The organism is Spirosoma rhododendri (genome assembly GCF_012849055.1).
Lineage (GTDB): Bacteria > Bacteroidota > Bacteroidia > Cytophagales > Spirosomataceae > Spirosoma > Spirosoma rhododendri.
Window position 1 is genome coordinate 3,479,489 of record NZ_CP051677.1, and the last position, 18,354, is coordinate 3,497,842.

Below are 18,354 nucleotides of genomic sequence, written 5' to 3' on the forward strand. Positions count from 1 at the left end.
AACTGCCACCCGGCTTTTTCGTTTTGGGTGCATCGAACAACCGTGAAAACTGACAAACGCGATGGCCAAATCGGATGAATCAACTGTGCTGGACAGCGGCCCCTTTTACCACGGCACAAAAGCAGCCTTGCAGATTGGCGATTTTCTGACAGCCGGATTTCGGTCGAATTATAGACCCGAGATCGTGATGAACCACATCTATTTCACCGCGCTGGTCGATGGGGCAGGGCTTGCCGCAGCGCTGGCTAGTGGTGATGGCGACGAACACGTGTACATCGTTGAACCGACGGGGCCTTTTGAAAACGACCCGAACGTCACCGACAAGAAGTTTCCGGGTAACCCAACACGGTCCTATCGCAGTCAGGCACCGGTGAAAATTGTTGGCGAAGTAACAGATTGGACACGGCTAACACCGGAGCAACGGCAGCAATGGCGCGAACGACTGGCAGCGTTAAACGCAGACCCAAACGCACAAATCATCAACTGATAGCCGTATGTAGAGACGCAACCGGACCGCGACAGTGGCCCGGTCTCTGCTAACGCTTTTAGTCAATGCGTAGCGTTTCAGTTGCGCAACGTTAAACCTTAAACATCAAACCTTGAACCCCAAAAACCGGCCTTGCTCCGGTTTTTTTTGTGAACTTTGGGCTCGGAAACTCACCGCTGCCGCCATCAACGCATGATTCGTATCTTTCAGGAGGATGAAACCTTCGTCCGCAAAATCCGCGACATCGATTCTTTTTCTGACACCGAACGCACACTCTGGGTTGACTTACAGAATCCTACGCCCGCCGAAATCAAGAGCGTTGAGGAAAAATTCGACGTCGACTTTCTGAGTCAGCAGGAGCAGCTGGAAATTGAAAGCAGTTCGCGCTACATCGAAGAAGACGACTTTCTGATTGCTAATTCCAACTTTCTGGTGCCCGACGCGGAGCAGCGGTACGTGACGGTGCCGGTTAGTTTCATCCTTAAAGACGATACACTCTTTACCTATCGGAACGCCGACCTGAAATCGTTTGCCGACACGGTCAAGCGGATCAAGTCGCGCCGGGCGATGTTTAAAGACGGGGCGCAGATTCTGATTTACATTTTCGAGTCGCGCATCGACTACGACGCCGACCTTGTTGAGCTGGTGTCGGGCGAAATCAAAGCGATCAACCGCCTGCTCGACCTCGACGCGAATCTCGACCGCGAAATGCTGCTGAACATCAATGACTACCAGGAACTGACCATGTCGATCCGGGAAAATGTCGTCGATAAACAGCGCGTAATTTCGTCGATGATCCGGTCGGACGGCTGGTTCACGGATGAAGAACAACAGCGGCTGCGTACGCTCATCAAAGACATCAACTCGCTGATCGACCATACGAATTTCATCTTCGAGCGGCTCGAATTCCTCCAAAATACCTACCTCGGTCTGATCGACCTGGAGCAGAACCGGGTCGTTAAAATCTTCACCGTTGTATCGCTGGTGTTCCTGCCACCGACGCTGTTGGCGAGTATCTGGGGAATGAACTTCGACGGGATGCCCGAACTGAACTGGTCGTTCGGCTATCCCGTCGCCATCGGTTCGATGATTCTGTCGTCGCTGCTGACGATTTTGATTTTCCGGCGGAAAAACTGGCTGTAGCGTCACTGGGTTGAACAACCGTTACCGGGTGGGGTTAAAGATTACACAAGCTGGAAGCTGTCTGAGACAAGCACATGTAAAAGCCAGCTTTCGCAACCTGATGCAAACCGAAAAAGTACCCCATGCCCTGTTGAGCGGTCTGATTGGTGCCGTCGCGCTGAACGTATTGCACGAAACGGTCCGGCAGTTTGTACCGCAGGCCCCCCGCGCTGACCTGCTGGGTGAACGCAGTATCGTCAAAGGATTCAAAGCCGCCGGAGCCGAACCACCCACGGGTACTGCACTCTACGCATCGGCGATGGCGGGCGACGTTCTCTCGAATGCCATTTATTACAGTACCGTCGGGTTGGGCGACAAACAGCCGGTGCTGACGGGCGCAGCTATCGGCGCACTGGCGGGTATCGGCGCTGTAACGCTGCCGGGACCAATGGGCCTGGGCGAAGGACCAACCGAACGCACCCCCGCCACCGTCGCCATGACCATCGGCTGGTATCTGTTTGGCGGGTTGGTTGCCGGGGCTGTTTACGAGCGTTTCCGCCGACCCACAACCGCATAGAGTGGGTCGCTCCAGCCGCGCGGACTGCGATCCAGTACTTCGATCTGGTCGAACAGGCCAGTTTGTTCGTAGTAGCTGCGCACCAGTTGCTGATGCCCTCTGTCGTCCAGCGATTGCCAGATCATCACCGCTTTAGTGGGAAACATACGGTTGGAAAAGACCGTGATGAAGGGCGCGCCCGGCTTTAGTACCCGCGCGACCTCCGCGTAGACATCGACAGGATCGGTCAGGTATTGCACCGATACCGTCACCATGCCCCCATCGAAATACGCTTCCTCCAGCGGCAGCTGAGGTTGTCGGTTCAGGTTATGCACCAGATGGGATGTCAGCTGTGGGTTTTTCTCCAGCTCCACCGCGTTCATACCTACCCCCACAACCTCTTCGTACGTGACATCGTCGGGTAGATGGCTGCGCCAGCTGCTCATCAGGTCGAGAATGCGGCCGTTGGCGGGTAGATACTCCCGAAACAAACTGGTTGTTGCGGCAATCGCCCGATCATCGATATGTACCACCAGCCTGGGTTGTTCGTAGAAACCAGCGTCGTCGCTTTCGTCGTAGCGTTGAAATAGGTTAGATGGAGCCATGCCTGTCATGTAGAATAGACCTGGATAACTGCACGTGCATTGATGAAGTTTACCGATACGACGGCTGATTCGCAGACGACAAAAATTCTTGTGGCCAATTAAACGCTCGACGCGTTTATGCATCCAACAACCAAATACGGTAACCGCCACGATTGGCCTCGACGATGAACACACTGAAAAAGATAGCGTTGGTTTGCCTGATGACTGTGTTTGGCATCGGGCCGACATTCGTACAGACGACGGCAGCGCAGCCGGGCGTTACCGTACCCGTTCAGGCATTTTATAACGAACTGGCTCCCTACGGGCAGTGGGTTCAACACCCGTATTACGGCACAGTCTGGATTCCCGGTGTAGGGGCTGATTTTCAACCGTACGTCAGTGCCGGTCACTGGATCGTAACGGACTACGGTAACACCTGGGTGTCGGATTATCCGTGGGGCTGGGCACCCTTCCACTACGGTCGCTGGATCTTCGACGATCAGTACGGCGGCTGGGCCTGGATTCCCGGTTCCGACTGGGGGCCGGCCTGGGTGTCGTGGCGGTCGGGTGGGGGCTACTACGGCTGGGCTCCGCTGGGACCGGGCGTAAATGTCAACGTAAACATCAACATCCCCGCGCCGTACTGGACGTTCGTACCGCAGGTGTACATCAACAGTCCGCAGTGGTACGGCTACCGGGCTCCCCGGCCGCGGGGTGTGACGATTTACCAGAACACGACCATCATCAACAACGTGTATCAGTATGGTAATCAGGCCTATTTCTACGGCCCATACCGGGGTGAAATTGAGCGCGTTACCCGCCGACCCGTGCAGGTCTATCGCGTCGATCAGCTCGACCGGCCGGGCCGCACGGTAGTCTCCGGTAACTCAGTTGGCTTCTACCGGCCCGGTGGTGGCCGTTACGATAACCGGGGCAACTACGGCTACAACAACGCGCCGAACGGACGCTACGACAACAACTACGGTAGCCGTGGTAACGGTGGCTACAGCGAAGGCCGATACGGGAACAATGGCCTTGGCAACGGGACGTATGGTAATGGTCGTCAACCGGGCAATGCCTATCCCAACGGTCGCTACGATAACAACCCGAACGGGGGGTACAACGGCAGCAACCGTGACTATACCAACCCCGCCAATTCATCAATACCAGGAGCGGGCAACCCCAATAGTGGCCGTTACGACAACGGTGGAAACGGCCGGGGTAACGGCGGGTTTAGCAACGGCAACGGTGGATTCGGCAACGGCAACCGGGGTGGTTATAACAACCCGTCGATGAACCAGCCCAGTCCGCAACCGACTCAGCCGCAGACCCAGCCCGACCGCCAGTATAACGGCGGGGTGAGCCGGGAAGCACAACCCGGTCCGTCGCGGGGCGATGGGGGCTTCTCACCGGGCGGTCGTGGTGGTTTCAACCAGCCGAGTCAACGAATGGAACAACCCCAGATGCAGCAACAGCCACGCGCTGAGCAGCCGCAGAACGGGCAAAGTCAGCCGCAGGGCGGGGGGCGCGAAAGCGGCCCCGGCGGTGAGCAGCGGGGCGGTCGCGGACCGCGCTAGACTGGAAAAGCATTTCACCTTCACTACACTTTTGCTTTATCCAAGCTCACCGTGACGAGCCAGCGTTGGAAACGACGCTGGCTTTTTTCGTTTTGCGCGGGTTCGCAGCCGGCTCGTACTTTTGTGGGATGCGTTATTTTATGGAGCTATCGTACCGGGGAACGGCCTACCGGGGCTGGCAAACACAGGCCAACGGCGTCAGTATACAGTCGACGCTGGAACAGGCGATGTCGAAACGGCTGGGCTGGCCGGTGTACATACTGGGTAGCGGCCGGACCGATGCGGGCGTTCATGCCGAACAGCAGTTTGCCCATTTCGACACCGACCAGCCACTCCCGCTGACCGACGATCTGGTGTATTCGCTCAACTGCATCCTGCCCGACGACATCGCCGTTCACGCCATTTTTCCCGTCGATGAGTCGGTACACGCCCGCTTTTCGGCGGTGTCGCGCTACTACCAGTACCACATTACCCGCGAAAAAAACGTGTTCGCGCCGGGCCTGACGCTGCATTTTCGACCGCACCTGAACATCGACCGGATGAACGAAGCCTGTCAGATTCTGCTGCGCTACACCGACTTCAAGAGCGTGAGTAAAGCCCGTGCTAACGTGGCTCACTTCCGCTGCGAACTGGCCTTCGCCTACTGGACCACCGGCCCCGGCGACCGACTTACGTTTCACATCAAAGCCAACCGATTTCTATGGGGGATGGTCCGCACGATTGTTGGCATGATGCTGGAGATCGGGCAGGACCGGCTTAGTCTCGACGCCTTCGACCAGATTCTGCAAGCCCGTGACCGCACCGTTGCCGGTCGTGCTGCCCCCGCCAACGGGCTCTATCTGGTCGAGGTAGAATATCCCGAAGGCGTATTGGCAAACCGCCCGGCAAAGTAGTGTAGCCTGGACCGCGTCGGCGGACCGGTCTACGTCCGGGTGCCCGTTAGGGCAACTGATTCAGGCGGCAGCTTTTTTGGTCGCTTTGCGCCCACCCGGACCTGGAGGTCCAGGCTACTCATCGTCCACTACACGGTGTACTCCGGCAAGTCGAACTCGGCTTCTTCTTCGGCGTGTTTATCGTCTTTCTTGGAAAACAGTCCTATCAGTTTCTTCACCGCATCGCTGGCGGCTACGGCGAAGGCTTTGTTCAGCACGAATACGCCCAGTTTTGATTTCGGGTAAACAATCCAGGGAACACCCGGCGGCAGCTTCTGCACCGACTCGACATAGGGGCGCAACCGCTTTTCGTAGCTGGCGAAGGCGTCCTGATAGTGGGCATGCGTCGCCAGTTCGCCCGCCAGCACATACGCCCCCACCATCGCCAGCGTGGTGCCTTTCCCCGTAACGGGGGCCGGGCAATAAGCGGCATCGCCGGTCAGGGCCAGCCTGCCGTTCGACCAGTTGGGTGCCTTGATCTGACCCACACCGTCGAAATAGATGTCGTCGTTGGTGTCGAATTCTCGGGCCAGTCGGGGGGCTTCCCAACCCGCGTTTTGAATCTTTTCCTTCAGCAGCGGTTTGTAGTCGGCTGGTGTCAGTTTGTCGTATTCGTCCTGGGGCAGCAGAAAGTTGAACGACGCCCGCGTTGTTCCCTTGTTGTCAGGGCGCAGGAGAATCACCCGGCGATCATCGGCGGTGTACCAGCGCGCCCAATTGGTGTCGGTTGGCCCTTTGGGTATGGTCAAATAGGCTGTGCAGAGGCCCAGGTAGTTGAACATCGGTTCGTCACCAACCATCAGTTTGCGGGTTCTCGACCGGATACCATCGGCGGCAATGACCAGCTCGAACCGCTCCGTTTTGCCGCTATTGAACGTGACATCGACGCCGTTAGTGTCCTGCGTCAACCCGGTGATGTAATCGTCGAAGCGGTAATCAGCTTTATCCCGGCTGGCTTCGTACAGAATGCTGACCAGATCACCCCGCAGAATTTCCAGCTCCTGCGTCAGGCCGTTCGGATCGTCTTTCGAGAAAGTAGCTTCGGCCTCGTTGTCTGCATTGACGAACTGCGTACCGATCTCAGTTGTGTTAGCCGCCCGGACGGTCTCTTCCAGCCCCATCATGCGGATGATTTTCCGGGCGGGGCCGTTGACGTCGATGTTTTGACCACCCAGTCGAAGGGAGGCCGCCCGTTCGACCACTGTGACGTCGAAACCGTATTTACTCAGCCAGAAGGCCAGCATGGGCCCCGCAATACTGGCCCCCGATATGAGGATTTTTGTTGCTGCTGTTGGCATATATTGGTTGTTGTTTCGTGATGTTATACCAGTTTGTCGCGAGGTCTTACTTTTGCCCAGACGATTAAATCGGTAATTATAAATACTATATCGTAGTTATTTTGTTTATATACTACGAAAACATTTTAACGTATGGAAAAGTCGTCGGCAGTGCCCGTGTTAATTGAGTGGGAGCGGTATTGTGACGAACATCCGCATGGGAATCTGCGCGAGTTTGCCAGTTGGCTGCTCAACACACTCGACCCGATCCGCGAAACACCGGCCAAGCCCGCAACTGAATCGCTACCGACAAATGACGCATCGTTGCCCGACGCCCTTCAGCAGGACGATGATTTTCTGTCTTGGTTTTATATGAGTCGGCTTAATCGATTCGTACGCTTTTACGCCAAGTCGATCATGGCCGAGCACAGCTTTTCCGGACCTGACGAATTCCTGTTTCTGTCAATGATTCACTACATGGATCGGCCTACGAAGAAGGAGGTATGCCTGGCCAACGCCGTCGAACTGACGACTGGTGTAGACATCCTACGTCGGCTCATGAAGCGTGGATTGATCCTGGAAGCAACCGACGAGCGCGACGCCCGATCGAAGCGGTTGTCGCTGACAGACAGCGGCCGTACGATGGTTCAGGTCGTCGGCAAGCAGTTGGAGGAGATACCGCACAGCGTACTGGCCGACCTGAGCGAAGCCGACCGCCGGCAATTCATGCAAACCCTACAATACCTCAACAACTACCATCTCCTGAACTACAAGCTGTAGCGGTGTGCGGTGTAGCTTGGACCGGTGCGCGGTGTAGCCTGGACGTCCACGTCCGGGTGGGCGCGAAGCGACCAAGAAGCTGCCCATATAGATAAGTTGCCCTGCCGGGCACCCGGACGTGGACGTCCAGGCTACACATTCTCGGTCAGGGTAACTACTCGTAGCGCTATCTCCTCGGCCGTTCACCCACCCGGACGTGGATCGCACCGCGCCACGGTGGCCGGCGCACCGGTCTGGGCTATACCAGTTCGGGCTACACGCATGCAGCCAATTTCATCTGTTTAGAAAATTTCTAAATAACATTTGTTTTTATTTGGATTGATTACAAACAAGGTCGATGTTTGCAGCGAACCTTCTGGTAAACGTTATGCGCTGCACCTATCGAACCCTTGCTGATTCGCCCAATGGCCGCGTCGGGCTGTACGGAGAAATCGCTTCCTGCCTTGATTCGCACGACGCGCACCACAATGTTGTCTTCGAGTACGGGAACATCACGCAGTGGCTGGCCTACGATGAGTTAGTGCAGCTGGAATGGAACGTGCGGCATGTCGATCCCGACGCGTATTTCGAGGTGCATCCGTACGATAGCCGCGTTCATCTGTCGACGCCATCGCCGTACCTCTGCTTTAGTTTCTTGCCGAACGAACTGATCGAGTTGCGGGCGTTGCTGTCGGACGCGGTGGCCAGCATAACCGACTTTCAGCGGCAGTGGGAGCGCATTCTTAACGAGTCAGTCAACTAGGTCGCCCTATGCCCGTCTCGCTACTGCTCTGCCTGCTCCTTCAGCAAACGCCAACCCCGCCCGCCGATACGATGCGGAGCCGGTCGCTCGACGCGGTCGTTGTGACGGCGACGCGGACCGAGCGGCAGGTTGGCTCGTTGCCGATGCCAGTAACGGTGGTGGGGAAAGCGCAGATTCAGCAGTCGGGCAGTTTGCGGCTCAACGATATCCTGCGCGAACAAACCGGCCTGACCATCGTCAGTGACCACGGACAGGGGCTTCAGATTCAGGGTTTTGCCCCCGATTACACGCTGATCCTGGTCGATGGTGAGCCACTGATTGGCCGCACCGCCGGTACGCTCGACCTGAACCGGCTGACGGTGGGTAATATCAAGCAGATCGAGATCGTAAAAGGCCCGTCGTCGAGTCTGTACGGGTCGGAAGCACTGGCGGGCGTGGTCAACATCATCACCGAAAACCCGAACCGCACGCAGGGAAGTGTGTCGGCGCGGTACGGTGCCAACCGCACCAGCGACCTGACTGGCGACGTATCGCTGCGGGCGGGAAAAACCAACCTGTATCTGTTCGGGAACCGCTACGCATCGGCGGGCTACGACCTGACCCCCGAAACGTTCGGCAGCACGGTGTCGCCATTCACCAACTACACCGGCAGCGGTCGCCTGACGAGCCAACTGTCGAACCGGCTAAAGCTGACCCTGACGGGCCGTTACTTCGCCGAGAATCAAAACGCCGATGCGCAACTGACTGATCGACAGGTTGTGCTGGGTGCTGGAAAAGTCAACGAATACACGATTAACCCGGTTGTGACGCATCAGGTGTCGGCCGCGTGGAAGCTGATGTATCGCTACTACCGGTCGGGCTACAGCACATCGAGCGATCTCCGCTACCAGACGACCGGGGCCGAATACGACGCCAGTTATTTCCGGCAAACGTTTAACCGGCCCGAACTGGTGGTCGAACGGACAATTCGCAACCGCCATTTTCTGACCGTGGGCGTGGGGTACATCGGAGAAAGCGTGGAAGCGACGCGCTACCCCGGTCGGCAGGTATTTTCGACGCGCTATGGCTTTGCGCAGTTTGAATGGGTACCAACCCGGCGACTGACGGTTATCGCCGGGGGCGTTACGACGACCACAGTCAATACGCGTCGCAGGTTAGTCCTAAGCTGTCGGCGCGCTACGAACTAAGCCCAACACTGGCACTGCGGGGTAGTGGTGGGGTGGGGTTCAAAGCCCCCGACTTCCGGCAGTTGTACCTCAATTTTGACAACGGTGTGGTGGGGTACAGCGTCTTCGGTACGCAGGAAATAGCCGCCGGAATCGCCCGCCTGCAACAGCAGGGGCAGATTGCCGAAATCCTGGTCGATCCAACGCGGTTTGGGGCTATCCGGGCCGAAAGTTCGGTCGCTTTCAATCTGGGGCTGGCGGCCAATTTTCAGCAGAAATACGACTTGCCGTTACGGCTGTCGGTCAATCTGTTTCGCAATGACGTGCACGACCTTATTGAAACGCAGGTTGTCGCCCAGAAAACCAACGGGCAGAACGTGTTCAGCTACACCAACCTGAGCCGGGTCTTCACGCAGGGGGTCGAAATCGACGGGAGTTACCGGCTGACGCTGGGCGCGGGGCGGCTGACGATGAGCGCGGGCTACCAGTATCTCGACGCCCGCGACAAGAGCGTGGTCGACGCCATCCGGGCGGGGCAGGTGTTCCGGCGCAATCCTGAAACGCTGGTAACGGAGCAAGTAAAACCAGCCGACTACGGCGGACTGCTGAACCGGTCGCGGCACATGGCGAATCTGAAAGCTTTCTACGAATTGCCCAAACAGGGGCTGTCGGCATCGGTGCGGGGTATTTACCGGAGTCGCTACGGATTCGCCGACCGCAACGGTAACCTGATTCTTGACACCGACAGCGAATACGTGCCCGGCTACATGACCTGGCACGTGACGGCCGCCAAAACGATCCGGCAACTGACGGTGCAGGTGGGTATCGACAACCTGACCGGCTACACCGACCCGCAGTACATCCCGACACTGGCCGGTCGGCTCTGGTACGCCAGTCTGCGCTGGAACTGGCAACAACGAGCTGCAACACAACCAAACTCCCTATAAATCAATCTGTAATCTCCCAACCAGTACACGCTATGAAACTAACTGCCAACCTGACCTTACTCGCCCTTTCAACTGCCCTGCTGACTGCCTGCTCTAAAGACGACAACGCCGTAACGACGCAGCCGGTACAATCGCTGACGGTGCGCGATCTGCCCGCCGACCCGGTATCGACCACAGCCAGCAGTGGAACGGCTACTCAGCCGGTAGCCGCCACGGGTAAGTACACGCTCTACAGCCTGCGCGACAATAAAGTCGTCGCCAACACCGATTCGGCCAGCAATAAGTGGGACATCGGTTTTCGCAGCACCGCCATCATCATCAACGGTGGCGCGATCCGGTCGGGGCAGGGCGGGGCCAACGTGTATACGGGTACGTTCGACGCGCTGACCGCCATTCCGACATCGACCACCTTCGCGCAGGATCAGTCGGCGACCCAATTGGCGGTGCCGGGCGGTTCGGGCAACGGCTGGTACAACTACAGCAGCACGACCAATTTGATATCGGCCATACCGGGTCGGGTGCTGTTGATCCGCACCGGCGACGGCACCAAATATGCTAAACTGGAAATTCTGAGCTATTACCTCGGTGCTCCCGCCAGCCCGACCAGTACGACGCCCAGCCGCTACTTTACCTTCCGCTACACATACCAACCCAGCGGCTCCACGACGCTTAACTAGTTCATGGTTCGTAGTTGTCTCAGACAACTTCTAGCTGTCGTAGCCGCGTCAGCAGCTGACTGATAGCTTACAACTTGGCCTGTCGGCCAGACAGCAGGATGCTGTCTGAGACAACCACGAACTACCAACTACAAACCACAAACTCTTAAGTCCTTAGCCGAGGTGGTCGGTAACGTGGGGTCGGAACCCACAGGCGCAGCCGCCGGCCACCCGCTAAGGCACAACTTACCGTCAACATCCTTACCATGAATAACTCGCTTAATACGCCAATCCAACTAGCCCGCAGCCCACGGGGCGAAGTGATACTGTATGCCGACTTGGACCTGTGGTATTCGTTTCGCTTCGGGGCGCTGCAACGGTATTTGACCGCCGACGAGTTTCACCGGCTTCACGAGTCGGCCATGAATGTCGACCTAAACACGTTGCCCGATGCTGCCCGGACCATGCTGACCCCGCCATCGGCCGGTGAATCCCCAGTCATAACACTGTTCGGCCGATTGACGCAGCGCGACCTGCTGGAACTGAAAGAATTGCTGGGCCGGGCGGCTTTGCTGGTCACGGCGCTGAACCGAATCTGGAACGACCTTAACTAAATCGACTCAACTTTTTCGCGCATGAAACACAACCATAACTTCCGGACGCTGGCCGAAAATACGATCGGTTATGTCGGTATCTGCGACGGCTGCCGCACCGTTAACGTCGCGTTTCAGAATTCGCTGTTCTGCCTGACACTCGATCAGTTCGAGACGTTTTCGGAGATGATTTTCGAACGGCAGGCTATGCGCCCATTCTGCACCACACACGGTAAAGAGCTACTTCTGCCGACGCCCATGCCGAACTACTTTCTGCTGTTCAGCGACGATGATCTGAACAGTCTGAGTACGCTGCTACGTGAAGCTGCCCCGGTCTTAGCCGCCGAACAAATCCTCGATCTAAGCCGGGCGAATTAACGGTTTTCAGTTTACGGGTTTCGGTTTACGGTGGTGCCCAACTCGCTTTTGAACCGGGGGTAGTAAGTACTGGTCCGTTTACCCCCCAGCCCCCTGAAGGGGGAGCATTCCGCAAATGAACCACTCCCCTTCAGGGGGCTGGGGGTAGGCCCACGGGATAAAACTTGCCCAAAACAAGGCGAGGGGAATGCCTGAACAACACTAAACCACAAACATCAAACTCAACTATGAAACACTTCCTGCTTGTGCTGGTATTGCTGGCATCTGGTGTTGTCCGGGCGCAAACGGCCCCGCCCCGTATCGTGTCGCTCGACGGAACGGTCAGCGAAATTCTGAGCGATCTGGGGCTTGAAAATCGGTTGGTTGGCGTCGACGTGACGAGCACTTACCCGGAATCGCTGAAGAAACTGCCGAAGGTGGGCCACAACCGGACCATCTCTGCCGAAGGCGTACTCGCCCAGCAGCCAACGTTGGTCCTGACGACCGAGAAGGCCGGTACTAAAGCCGAGGTGCTCGACCAGATCCGGTCGGCGGGGGTGCAGGTGGTGTCATTCAGGCAGGAGTTTTCAGTTGAGGGGACGAAGAAGCTCATCAACGACGTCGCTGCCGCCTGCCGCGTACCGAGTAAAGCCAAAGCCCTGACCCGCCGGGTCGATACCGAGGTGGCGAAGGTGCAGAAAGCGACGGGTAAGCCGAAAGTGCTGTTTATCTACGCCCGTGGAACCGGTACGATGCTGGTAGCGGGCACCGGCACACCGGTTGAGAAGATGATCGAACTAGCAGGCGGTCAGAACGCAACGCCCCAGTTTACGGATTTTAAACCCCTCACGACCGAAGCCCTCGTTGCCGCCGACCCCGACGTAATCCTGCTATTCGACAGTGGGCTGGAGAGTCTGGGTGGCCCTGCCGGCCTGATGAGTGTACCGGGAATAGCGCAGACGAAAGCGGGTAAAAACCGCAAATTCGTCACCATGGACGGCCACCTGCTGACCGGCTTCACCCCCCGACTCGGCAAAGCCCTAAGTGAATTATCGAAAGAAATCGCCCTGACCGGTCGGCCGCTGTAAGTCGGTTTAAGGTTTCCGGTTTAACGTTTAATGTTGAACACAACGAAGCTGCGACGACAACGGCACGCTATTAATCATCCTGCGAAAACTAGAAACTGTAAACCGAAAACCGACTTCATGCTAACCCAAACGCCACCGATACTTACAACACCCCGCGCTTCGGCTGTTCGTCCGGTACCCCGGCGAAGCTGGCTGCTGCCTGCGCTGGCGGCCGGGCTTGTGGTGACGGTCTTATTGTCGGCGGGCGTTGGGGCGGTGGCTATTGCGCCAGGTGAGGTACTACGAATTTTGGCCGGTTGGCTGGGTATTGCTACTGATGTCAATCAAACGAAGGCCGTTATTCTGACGACCATTCGATTGCCAAGAGTGTGTTTGGGTATGCTGATTGGATCGGGGTTAGCCGTGGCGGGCGCGGCTATGCAGGGTTTGTTTCGGAACCCGCTGGCCGACCCCGGTTTGATCGGTATTTCGTCGGGCGCGTCGCTGGCGGCTGTACTTATGATCGTGCTGGAAGTGACGCTCTTTCAAAAACTGGCGGGCCTGGCCGGGTACTACGCGCTGTCGCTGGTGGCGTTTGCCGGCGCCTGCGGTACCACACTGTTGGTGTATAGGCTGGCGCGGGTATCGGGCCGGTCGGTTGTTACGACGATGCTGCTGGCGGGTATTGCTATCAACGCGCTGGCCGGTGCGCTGACGGGCCTGCTGACGTACATGGCCACCGACGATCAGCTACGGACGATCACGTTCTGGGCACTGGGTAGTCTGGGCGGGGCGTCGTGGACGACCGTGCTGGTACTACTGCCGTTTATGGCGGTTGTGCTAATTGGGATGCCCCGGCTGGCGAAGTCGCTGAACCTGCTGGCCCTCGGCGAAAGTCAGGCGGCTATGCTGGGCGTGAACCTGACGAGCCTGAAACGGCAGGTTATTATCCTGTCAACGCTGGCGGTGGGTACGTCGGTGGCCGTTGCGGGCGTGATTGGCTTCGTCGGGCTGGTCATCCCGCACCTGATCCGGCTGGTAGCTGGCTCCGACCATCGGCGCGTCCTGACCGGTTCGGCACTCGGCGGGGCTATCGTCCTGACCGGAGCCGATGCTCTGTCGCGGACGATTGTCGCCCCGGCGGAACTGCCCATCGGCATTCTGACGGCCCTGATCGGCACCCCCGTTTTTCTCTGGATGCTGATTCGACAACGAAATCTTGGGTAGAAGTGGCCCCGTAGGAACCGTAAACCGTAAACCGAATACCGGGAATCGCTCATGCTGCAAACCGAACAACTAACCTACCGAATCGGCCAGCGAACGCTCGTCAACAGTGTGTCGATGCGGGCGCGGGCGGGCGAACTGCTGGCCATCGTCGGACCGAACGGCGCGGGTAAATCGACGCTGCTGCGACTCTGCGCGGGTGAGTTGACGCCTACATCGGGTCAGGTGGCCTGGGCGGGGCAGCCGCTTGGCGTATATTCGGGTTCTGAACTGGCTCGGCTGCGCGGCTTCCTGCACCAGCAAAACACATTGGCGTTTCCGTTTCGGGTCGATGAACTGGTGCTCATGGGCCGTTACCCGCACTATGGTTCGCAGCCGGGGGAGACCGACTACGCCATCGCCGAAGAAGCCCTGCGCATGGTGGACATGATCGCTTTTGCCGACCGGATCGTGACGACACTGTCGGGGGGAGAGCAGCAGCGTGTACAGCTTGCGCGGGTGCTGGCCCAACTTTGGAACGTGAACGAGGGGTTGCTGCTGCTCGATGAACCAACGACCGGACTCGATTTATTACACCAGCATCAACTCCTCGGTATTGCCCGGCAGATGGCCCGGCGCGGTTACACGGTGGTTGCTGTATTGCACGATCTGAATATGGCCGCGCAATACGCCGACCGACTATTGATGCTCCGTTCGGGGCGCATCGAAGCGATTGGCACACCCACCGATGTGCTGACGCCCACGCTCATCGAACGCGTTTTTAACGTACCTGTTCAATTAATCAACAACCCCATAACCCACAGCCCGATGGTGGTGGTGGGCAGGGTTTAATGTTTATAGTTTGACGTTCAAGGTTGAAACGCCGACGGACGCGAACATTAAACCTTGAACCTTAACCGTTAAACCTAAAGACATGACTCAAACAGAAACCTTGACTTCCCGCTGGGCTGAGTTGCGCCAGCAGCAACCCAATCTGCGCATTCGCGATGCCGCCCGGCAACTGGGCGTGAGTGAAGCCGAACTGCTGGCAACCGGCGTCGGCAAAACCGTTGTCCGGCTGGCGGGTGACTTCCGTGACCTGCTCAAACAGGTGACGACGCTGGGTCACGTAATGGCCCTGACTCGCAACGACGCGCTGGTTCACGAACGCAAAGGCACCTACGAAAAGGTGTCGTTCAGCGGGCACATGGGTCTGGTGCTCGGCCCAGACATCGATCTGCGGTTGTTTATGAGTCGCTGGACGTTCGGCTTTGCCGTTGACGAAAATGGGCGGAAGAGCCTACAATTCTTCGACGCGCAGGGGCAGGCTGTTCACAAAATCTATCTCACCGAGCAGTCGGACCGGGCCGCGTACGACGCATTGGTCGATCACTTTAAAGCACCTGACCAAAGCGACGAATTGGCCCTGGAACCAACCCCCGACCGAACCATCGACCAGCCCGACAATGAAATCGACGTTGCTGGTTTTCAGCAGGATTGGCTGGGGATGAAGGATACACACGAGTTTTTTGGCCTGCTTCGTAAATACGGCGTGGGGCGGCAGCAGGGCCTTCGACTGGCCCCCGACGGCCACGCCCAGCTGCTGACGATGGACCACGTCAAACAGGCTATGACGCTGGCGTCGGAGCGTATGGTACCCATTATGGTATTCGTGTCGAATCCCGGCTGTATTCAGATTCACACGGGACCGGTGAAGAAACTGGCACAGATGGGGCCGTGGTACAACGTTCTCGATCCGCTGTTCAACCTGCACCTCAACGAAACGCTGATCGGGCAGGTATGGCTCACCAAAAAGCCCACCGCCGACGGTATCGTAACAAGCCTGGAACTGTTCGACACCGATGGACAGAACGTGTGTCTGATCTTCGGCGAACGCAAACCCGGCAAACCCGAGCTGGAATCCTGGCGCGAAATTGTGGGGGATGTGGCCTCACCCCAACCCCTCTCCTAAAACAGGAGAGGGGCTATAAATGGGGAGAAGTTATTGCTTGAGAGAATATACGTCATTTCGACTAGTAGACACATCTAGTCACCCCTCTCCTGTTCTAGGAGAGGGGCCGGGGGTGAGGTCAACTACACTGCCTTCTTCCGCGAGCCCCGTGCAGGTTTGCCGCTGTAAGCTGCGATGATTCGCAGTACTTCGGCACCAATCTGGCGGGCGCGGGTTTTACCGAATCCCTTTACGGCCATCAGTTCGTCCAGATTCGACGGACGCTGACTGACTAGGTCGGAAATGGTTTTGTGGGGCAGCACCTTGAAACCCGTCGTGCCGTGTTCGCCCGCTAGTTCGTTGCGCCACTTCATCAGCGCGCTGTAGAGGTCGCCCTTTACGAAGTCTCCCGCTTTCTCGGTGGGTGCGTTCTTTTTGCGGGTTGGTACAAAATCCAGCTCGACCTTGTGGCGAGCCTGCTGATAAACTGTCGTGTCGAACGACGTTTGCAGCGTGGAGAAACCGGCCTGTTTGCTCAGCAGCTCTTTCTCCAGCTCGTCGAAGCTTTCCAAAAGACTTTCGAGAGCCTGTTTGTTCTTGGTGGTTGTGTCGAAGCGGTAGAGCAGGGGGAGGGCTTCGTCGGCGAGCAGGGCGTGGAAATAGCCGCCCGCTTTCTGAAGCCGCTCGCGTAGCGGTTCGTTATCCTCGGGTAGCAGGTCGGGCGAGAAGTAGCCGGGCAACTGCCGCACGAACCGCCGGGATACGTCGCGACCTTTTCCAGTCAGCAACTCCGTCAGTTCAAGCAGTTTCTGCATCAGATCACTCGTAAAAGCCCCGCTGTGGTCGTGGATGACCTTGCGTGACCGGTACAGCAACGAGTGCACGTACTCAAACGAAAACAGTTCTTCGAGTAGCTGTTCCTGATACGCCCGCTTGGCATCGGTCAGGTGTTGCTCGGTGGGTGTCTGCTGCTGCACCTGCTCGTGAAATTCGTCCAGCGTGTGCTCGCTTTTGATGCTGTGCATCGGGATTTCAGCCCGCAGCACCAGCCCGTCGAGTGTTTTACAACGGCTCAGCGCCACGTACACCTGCCCGTGGGCAAAAGCCGCCGACGCATCGATAATCGCCCGCTCGAAGGTCAGCCCCTGACTTTTGTGAATCGTGATGGCCCACGCCAGCTTCAGCGGGTATTGCGTAAACGTGCCGATAACGTCGCTGGTGATTTCTTTCGTTTCCGGGTCGAGGGCATAACGGATATTCTCCCACATGACCCGGTCGACCGCCAACGACTTGCTTTCGCCCTGACATTCCACGTAAATCCGATCATCGTCAAAATCCGTCACGCGCCCAATCTTGCCGTTGTAGTAGAGCTTGTCGCGCGATATGTCGTTTTTGATGAACATCACCTGCGCGCCAATTTTCAGGTCGAGATCGGCGTCGGTGGGGAAGGCGTGGGCGGGAAATTCCTTATCGATTTCCGCTTCAAACGAGTGCAGCTTACCTTTCAGCGCCTTCAGTTTTTCGCTGTTGATCTGCTGCGCCCGCTGGTTGTGCGTCGACAACGTGATGTACCCGTCGCGATCGTCGGGTGCAAAGTCGGGAACGTAATGCTGGTTTAGATCAGTCAGTTGATCACGCGTTATGGTCTTTTCCCGGATGCCATTCAGCAGGTCGATAAAGCGCTGATCCGACTGCCGGTAGATGTGCGTCAGCTCGATCGACACGTAGGGCGTCTGTTGCAGGGCACGGCTTCCGAAAAAATAGCCGGTGTCGTAATAGGGACTGAGCAACTGCCAGTCTTCGTCGCGGATGACGGGTGGTAACTGCTGCATGTCGCCGATGAGCAGCAACTGTACCCCGCCAAACGGCTCCGACCGGTGTCGATACCGGCGCAGCACCTCATCGATGCCGTCGAGCACGTCGGCCCGCACCATACTGATCTCGTCGATTACCAGCAGATCGAGCGTGCGGAAAATCTTGATTTTTTCGCGGTTGATGTTGTTCTCGCGGGCCGCGCTGCCGGGTACCAACGGCCCGAACGGCAGCTGAAACAGCGAGTGAATCGTAACACCACCGGCGTTGATGGCTGCTACGCCCGTTGGGGCCACAACAACCATCCGCTTACCAACCGACTGCCGAATCTGACGCAGAAACGTTGTTTTACCCGTGCCGGCCTTTCCCGTCAGAAAGACATTGCGGCTGGTGTGCATCACGAAACTATGGGCAAGGTCGAGTTTCTCGTTCACGGGGGCAGGCTTGTCGGTGGATATGATTAACGGTTTCGGCCACCCCGCCGGTTCCGATCTATTGGACAGGATTTTTTCGTTAGACAGGATTACAGCTGGGCCGCCATCGCG

Annotated in this window: 19 protein-coding genes; 16 read left to right on the forward strand and 3 right to left on the reverse strand. The window is 57.5% G+C overall.

Annotated features, from left to right (window positions below; all coding sequences use genetic code 11):
- The first annotated feature begins 61 nt into the window (after positions 1–61).
- The 3 genes from arr (at position 62) to HH216_RS14330 (ending at position 2,186) form a co-directional block, all read left to right on the forward strand.
- Complete coding sequence (gene arr / locus HH216_RS14320) at positions 62–487, forward strand: NAD(+)--rifampin ADP-ribosyltransferase (protein WP_169551415.1); 426 nt, start codon at positions 62–64, stop codon at positions 485–487.
- Positions 488–679: 192 nt separating this feature from the next.
- On the forward strand, positions 680–1,630 hold the full coding sequence (gene corA, locus HH216_RS14325; protein WP_169551416.1) for a magnesium/cobalt transporter CorA: 951 nt from the start codon (positions 680–682) through the stop codon (positions 1,628–1,630).
- Positions 1,631–1,730: 100 nt separating this feature from the next.
- A complete protein-coding gene (locus HH216_RS14330; RefSeq protein WP_169551417.1) occupies positions 1,731–2,186 on the forward strand; it encodes a hypothetical protein in 456 nt (151 codons plus the stop codon).
- On the opposite strand, the gene HH216_RS14335 is transcribed toward HH216_RS14330, so the two are convergent.
- Positions 2,153–2,770, reverse strand: coding sequence for a class I SAM-dependent methyltransferase (locus tag HH216_RS14335; protein ID WP_217371864.1), 618 nt, complete (start codon positions 2,768–2,770; stop codon positions 2,153–2,155). The two genes, HH216_RS14330 and HH216_RS14335, sit on opposite strands and share 34 nt — an antisense overlap.
- A gap of 164 nt (positions 2,771–2,934) precedes the next feature.
- On the opposite strand from HH216_RS14335, the gene HH216_RS14340 reads away from it, so the two are divergent.
- Positions 2,935–4,326 (forward strand): DUF6600 domain-containing protein, encoded by a 1,392-nt coding sequence (locus HH216_RS14340; protein WP_169551419.1) that lies wholly within the window; start codon positions 2,935–2,937, stop codon positions 4,324–4,326.
- Positions 4,327–4,454: 128 nt separating this feature from the next.
- Positions 4,455–5,219 carry a tRNA pseudouridine(38-40) synthase TruA gene (truA, locus tag HH216_RS14345; protein ID WP_169551420.1) on the forward strand — a complete coding sequence of 255 codons (765 nt, stop codon included), beginning with the start codon at positions 4,455–4,457 and terminating at the stop codon, positions 5,217–5,219.
- Between the two features lie 128 nt (positions 5,220–5,347).
- On the opposite strand, the gene HH216_RS14350 is transcribed toward truA, so the two are convergent.
- The gene (locus HH216_RS14350) at positions 5,348–6,556 is read right to left on the reverse strand and encodes an FAD-dependent monooxygenase (RefSeq protein ID WP_169551421.1); all 1,209 of its coding nucleotides are present in this window, start codon (positions 6,554–6,556) and stop codon (positions 5,348–5,350) included.
- A gap of 132 nt (positions 6,557–6,688) precedes the next feature.
- On the opposite strand from HH216_RS14350, the gene HH216_RS14355 reads away from it, so the two are divergent.
- From HH216_RS14355 to HH216_RS14400, 11 genes are all read left to right on the forward strand, one after another.
- Positions 6,689–7,315: a MarR family winged helix-turn-helix transcriptional regulator gene (locus tag HH216_RS14355; protein ID WP_169551422.1), complete on the forward strand. Its 627-nt coding sequence runs from the start codon at positions 6,689–6,691 to the stop codon at positions 7,313–7,315.
- 367 nt (positions 7,316–7,682) lie between these two features.
- A complete protein-coding gene (locus HH216_RS14360; RefSeq protein WP_169551423.1) occupies positions 7,683–8,057 on the forward strand; it encodes a hypothetical protein in 375 nt (124 codons plus the stop codon).
- 8 nt (positions 8,058–8,065) lie between these two features.
- A complete protein-coding gene (locus HH216_RS26000; RefSeq protein WP_254448435.1) occupies positions 8,066–9,244 on the forward strand; it encodes a TonB-dependent receptor plug domain-containing protein in 1,179 nt (392 codons plus the stop codon).
- Entirely contained in the window at positions 9,139–10,170 is a 1,032-nt protein-coding gene (locus tag HH216_RS26005; RefSeq protein WP_254448436.1) for a TonB-dependent receptor plug domain-containing protein, read from the forward strand. The genes HH216_RS26000 and HH216_RS26005 overlap by 106 nt, the downstream gene beginning before the upstream one ends.
- A 32-nt stretch (positions 10,171–10,202) precedes the next feature.
- Positions 10,203–10,847, forward strand: coding sequence for an HmuY family protein (locus HH216_RS14370; RefSeq protein WP_169551424.1), 645 nt, complete (start codon positions 10,203–10,205; stop codon positions 10,845–10,847).
- Between the two features lie 245 nt (positions 10,848–11,092).
- A complete protein-coding gene (locus HH216_RS14375; RefSeq protein WP_169551425.1) occupies positions 11,093–11,440 on the forward strand; it encodes a hypothetical protein in 348 nt (115 codons plus the stop codon).
- A gap of 21 nt (positions 11,441–11,461) precedes the next feature.
- Positions 11,462–11,797 (forward strand): DUF6686 family protein, encoded by a 336-nt coding sequence (locus HH216_RS14380; RefSeq protein ID WP_169551426.1) that lies wholly within the window; start codon positions 11,462–11,464, stop codon positions 11,795–11,797.
- Positions 11,798–12,024: 227 nt separating this feature from the next.
- Complete coding sequence (locus HH216_RS14385; protein WP_169551427.1) at positions 12,025–12,864, forward strand: heme/hemin ABC transporter substrate-binding protein; 840 nt, start codon at positions 12,025–12,027, stop codon at positions 12,862–12,864.
- A gap of 117 nt (positions 12,865–12,981) precedes the next feature.
- Entirely contained in the window at positions 12,982–14,070 is a 1,089-nt protein-coding gene (locus tag HH216_RS14390) for a FecCD family ABC transporter permease (RefSeq protein ID WP_169551428.1), read from the forward strand.
- A 51-nt stretch (positions 14,071–14,121) separates the two neighbouring features.
- Positions 14,122–14,898 carry a heme ABC transporter ATP-binding protein gene (locus HH216_RS14395; RefSeq protein WP_169551429.1) on the forward strand — a complete coding sequence of 259 codons (777 nt, stop codon included), beginning with the start codon at positions 14,122–14,124 and terminating at the stop codon, positions 14,896–14,898.
- Between the two features lie 82 nt (positions 14,899–14,980).
- Positions 14,981–16,018 carry a hemin-degrading factor gene (locus HH216_RS14400; RefSeq protein ID WP_169551430.1) on the forward strand — a complete coding sequence of 346 codons (1,038 nt, stop codon included), beginning with the start codon at positions 14,981–14,983 and terminating at the stop codon, positions 16,016–16,018.
- Between the two features lie 122 nt (positions 16,019–16,140).
- On the opposite strand, the gene HH216_RS14405 is transcribed toward HH216_RS14400, so the two are convergent.
- Positions 16,141–18,243 (reverse strand): AAA family ATPase, encoded by a 2,103-nt coding sequence (locus tag HH216_RS14405; RefSeq protein WP_332871402.1) that lies wholly within the window; start codon positions 18,241–18,243, stop codon positions 16,141–16,143.
- Positions 18,244–18,354 lie beyond the last annotated feature (111 nt).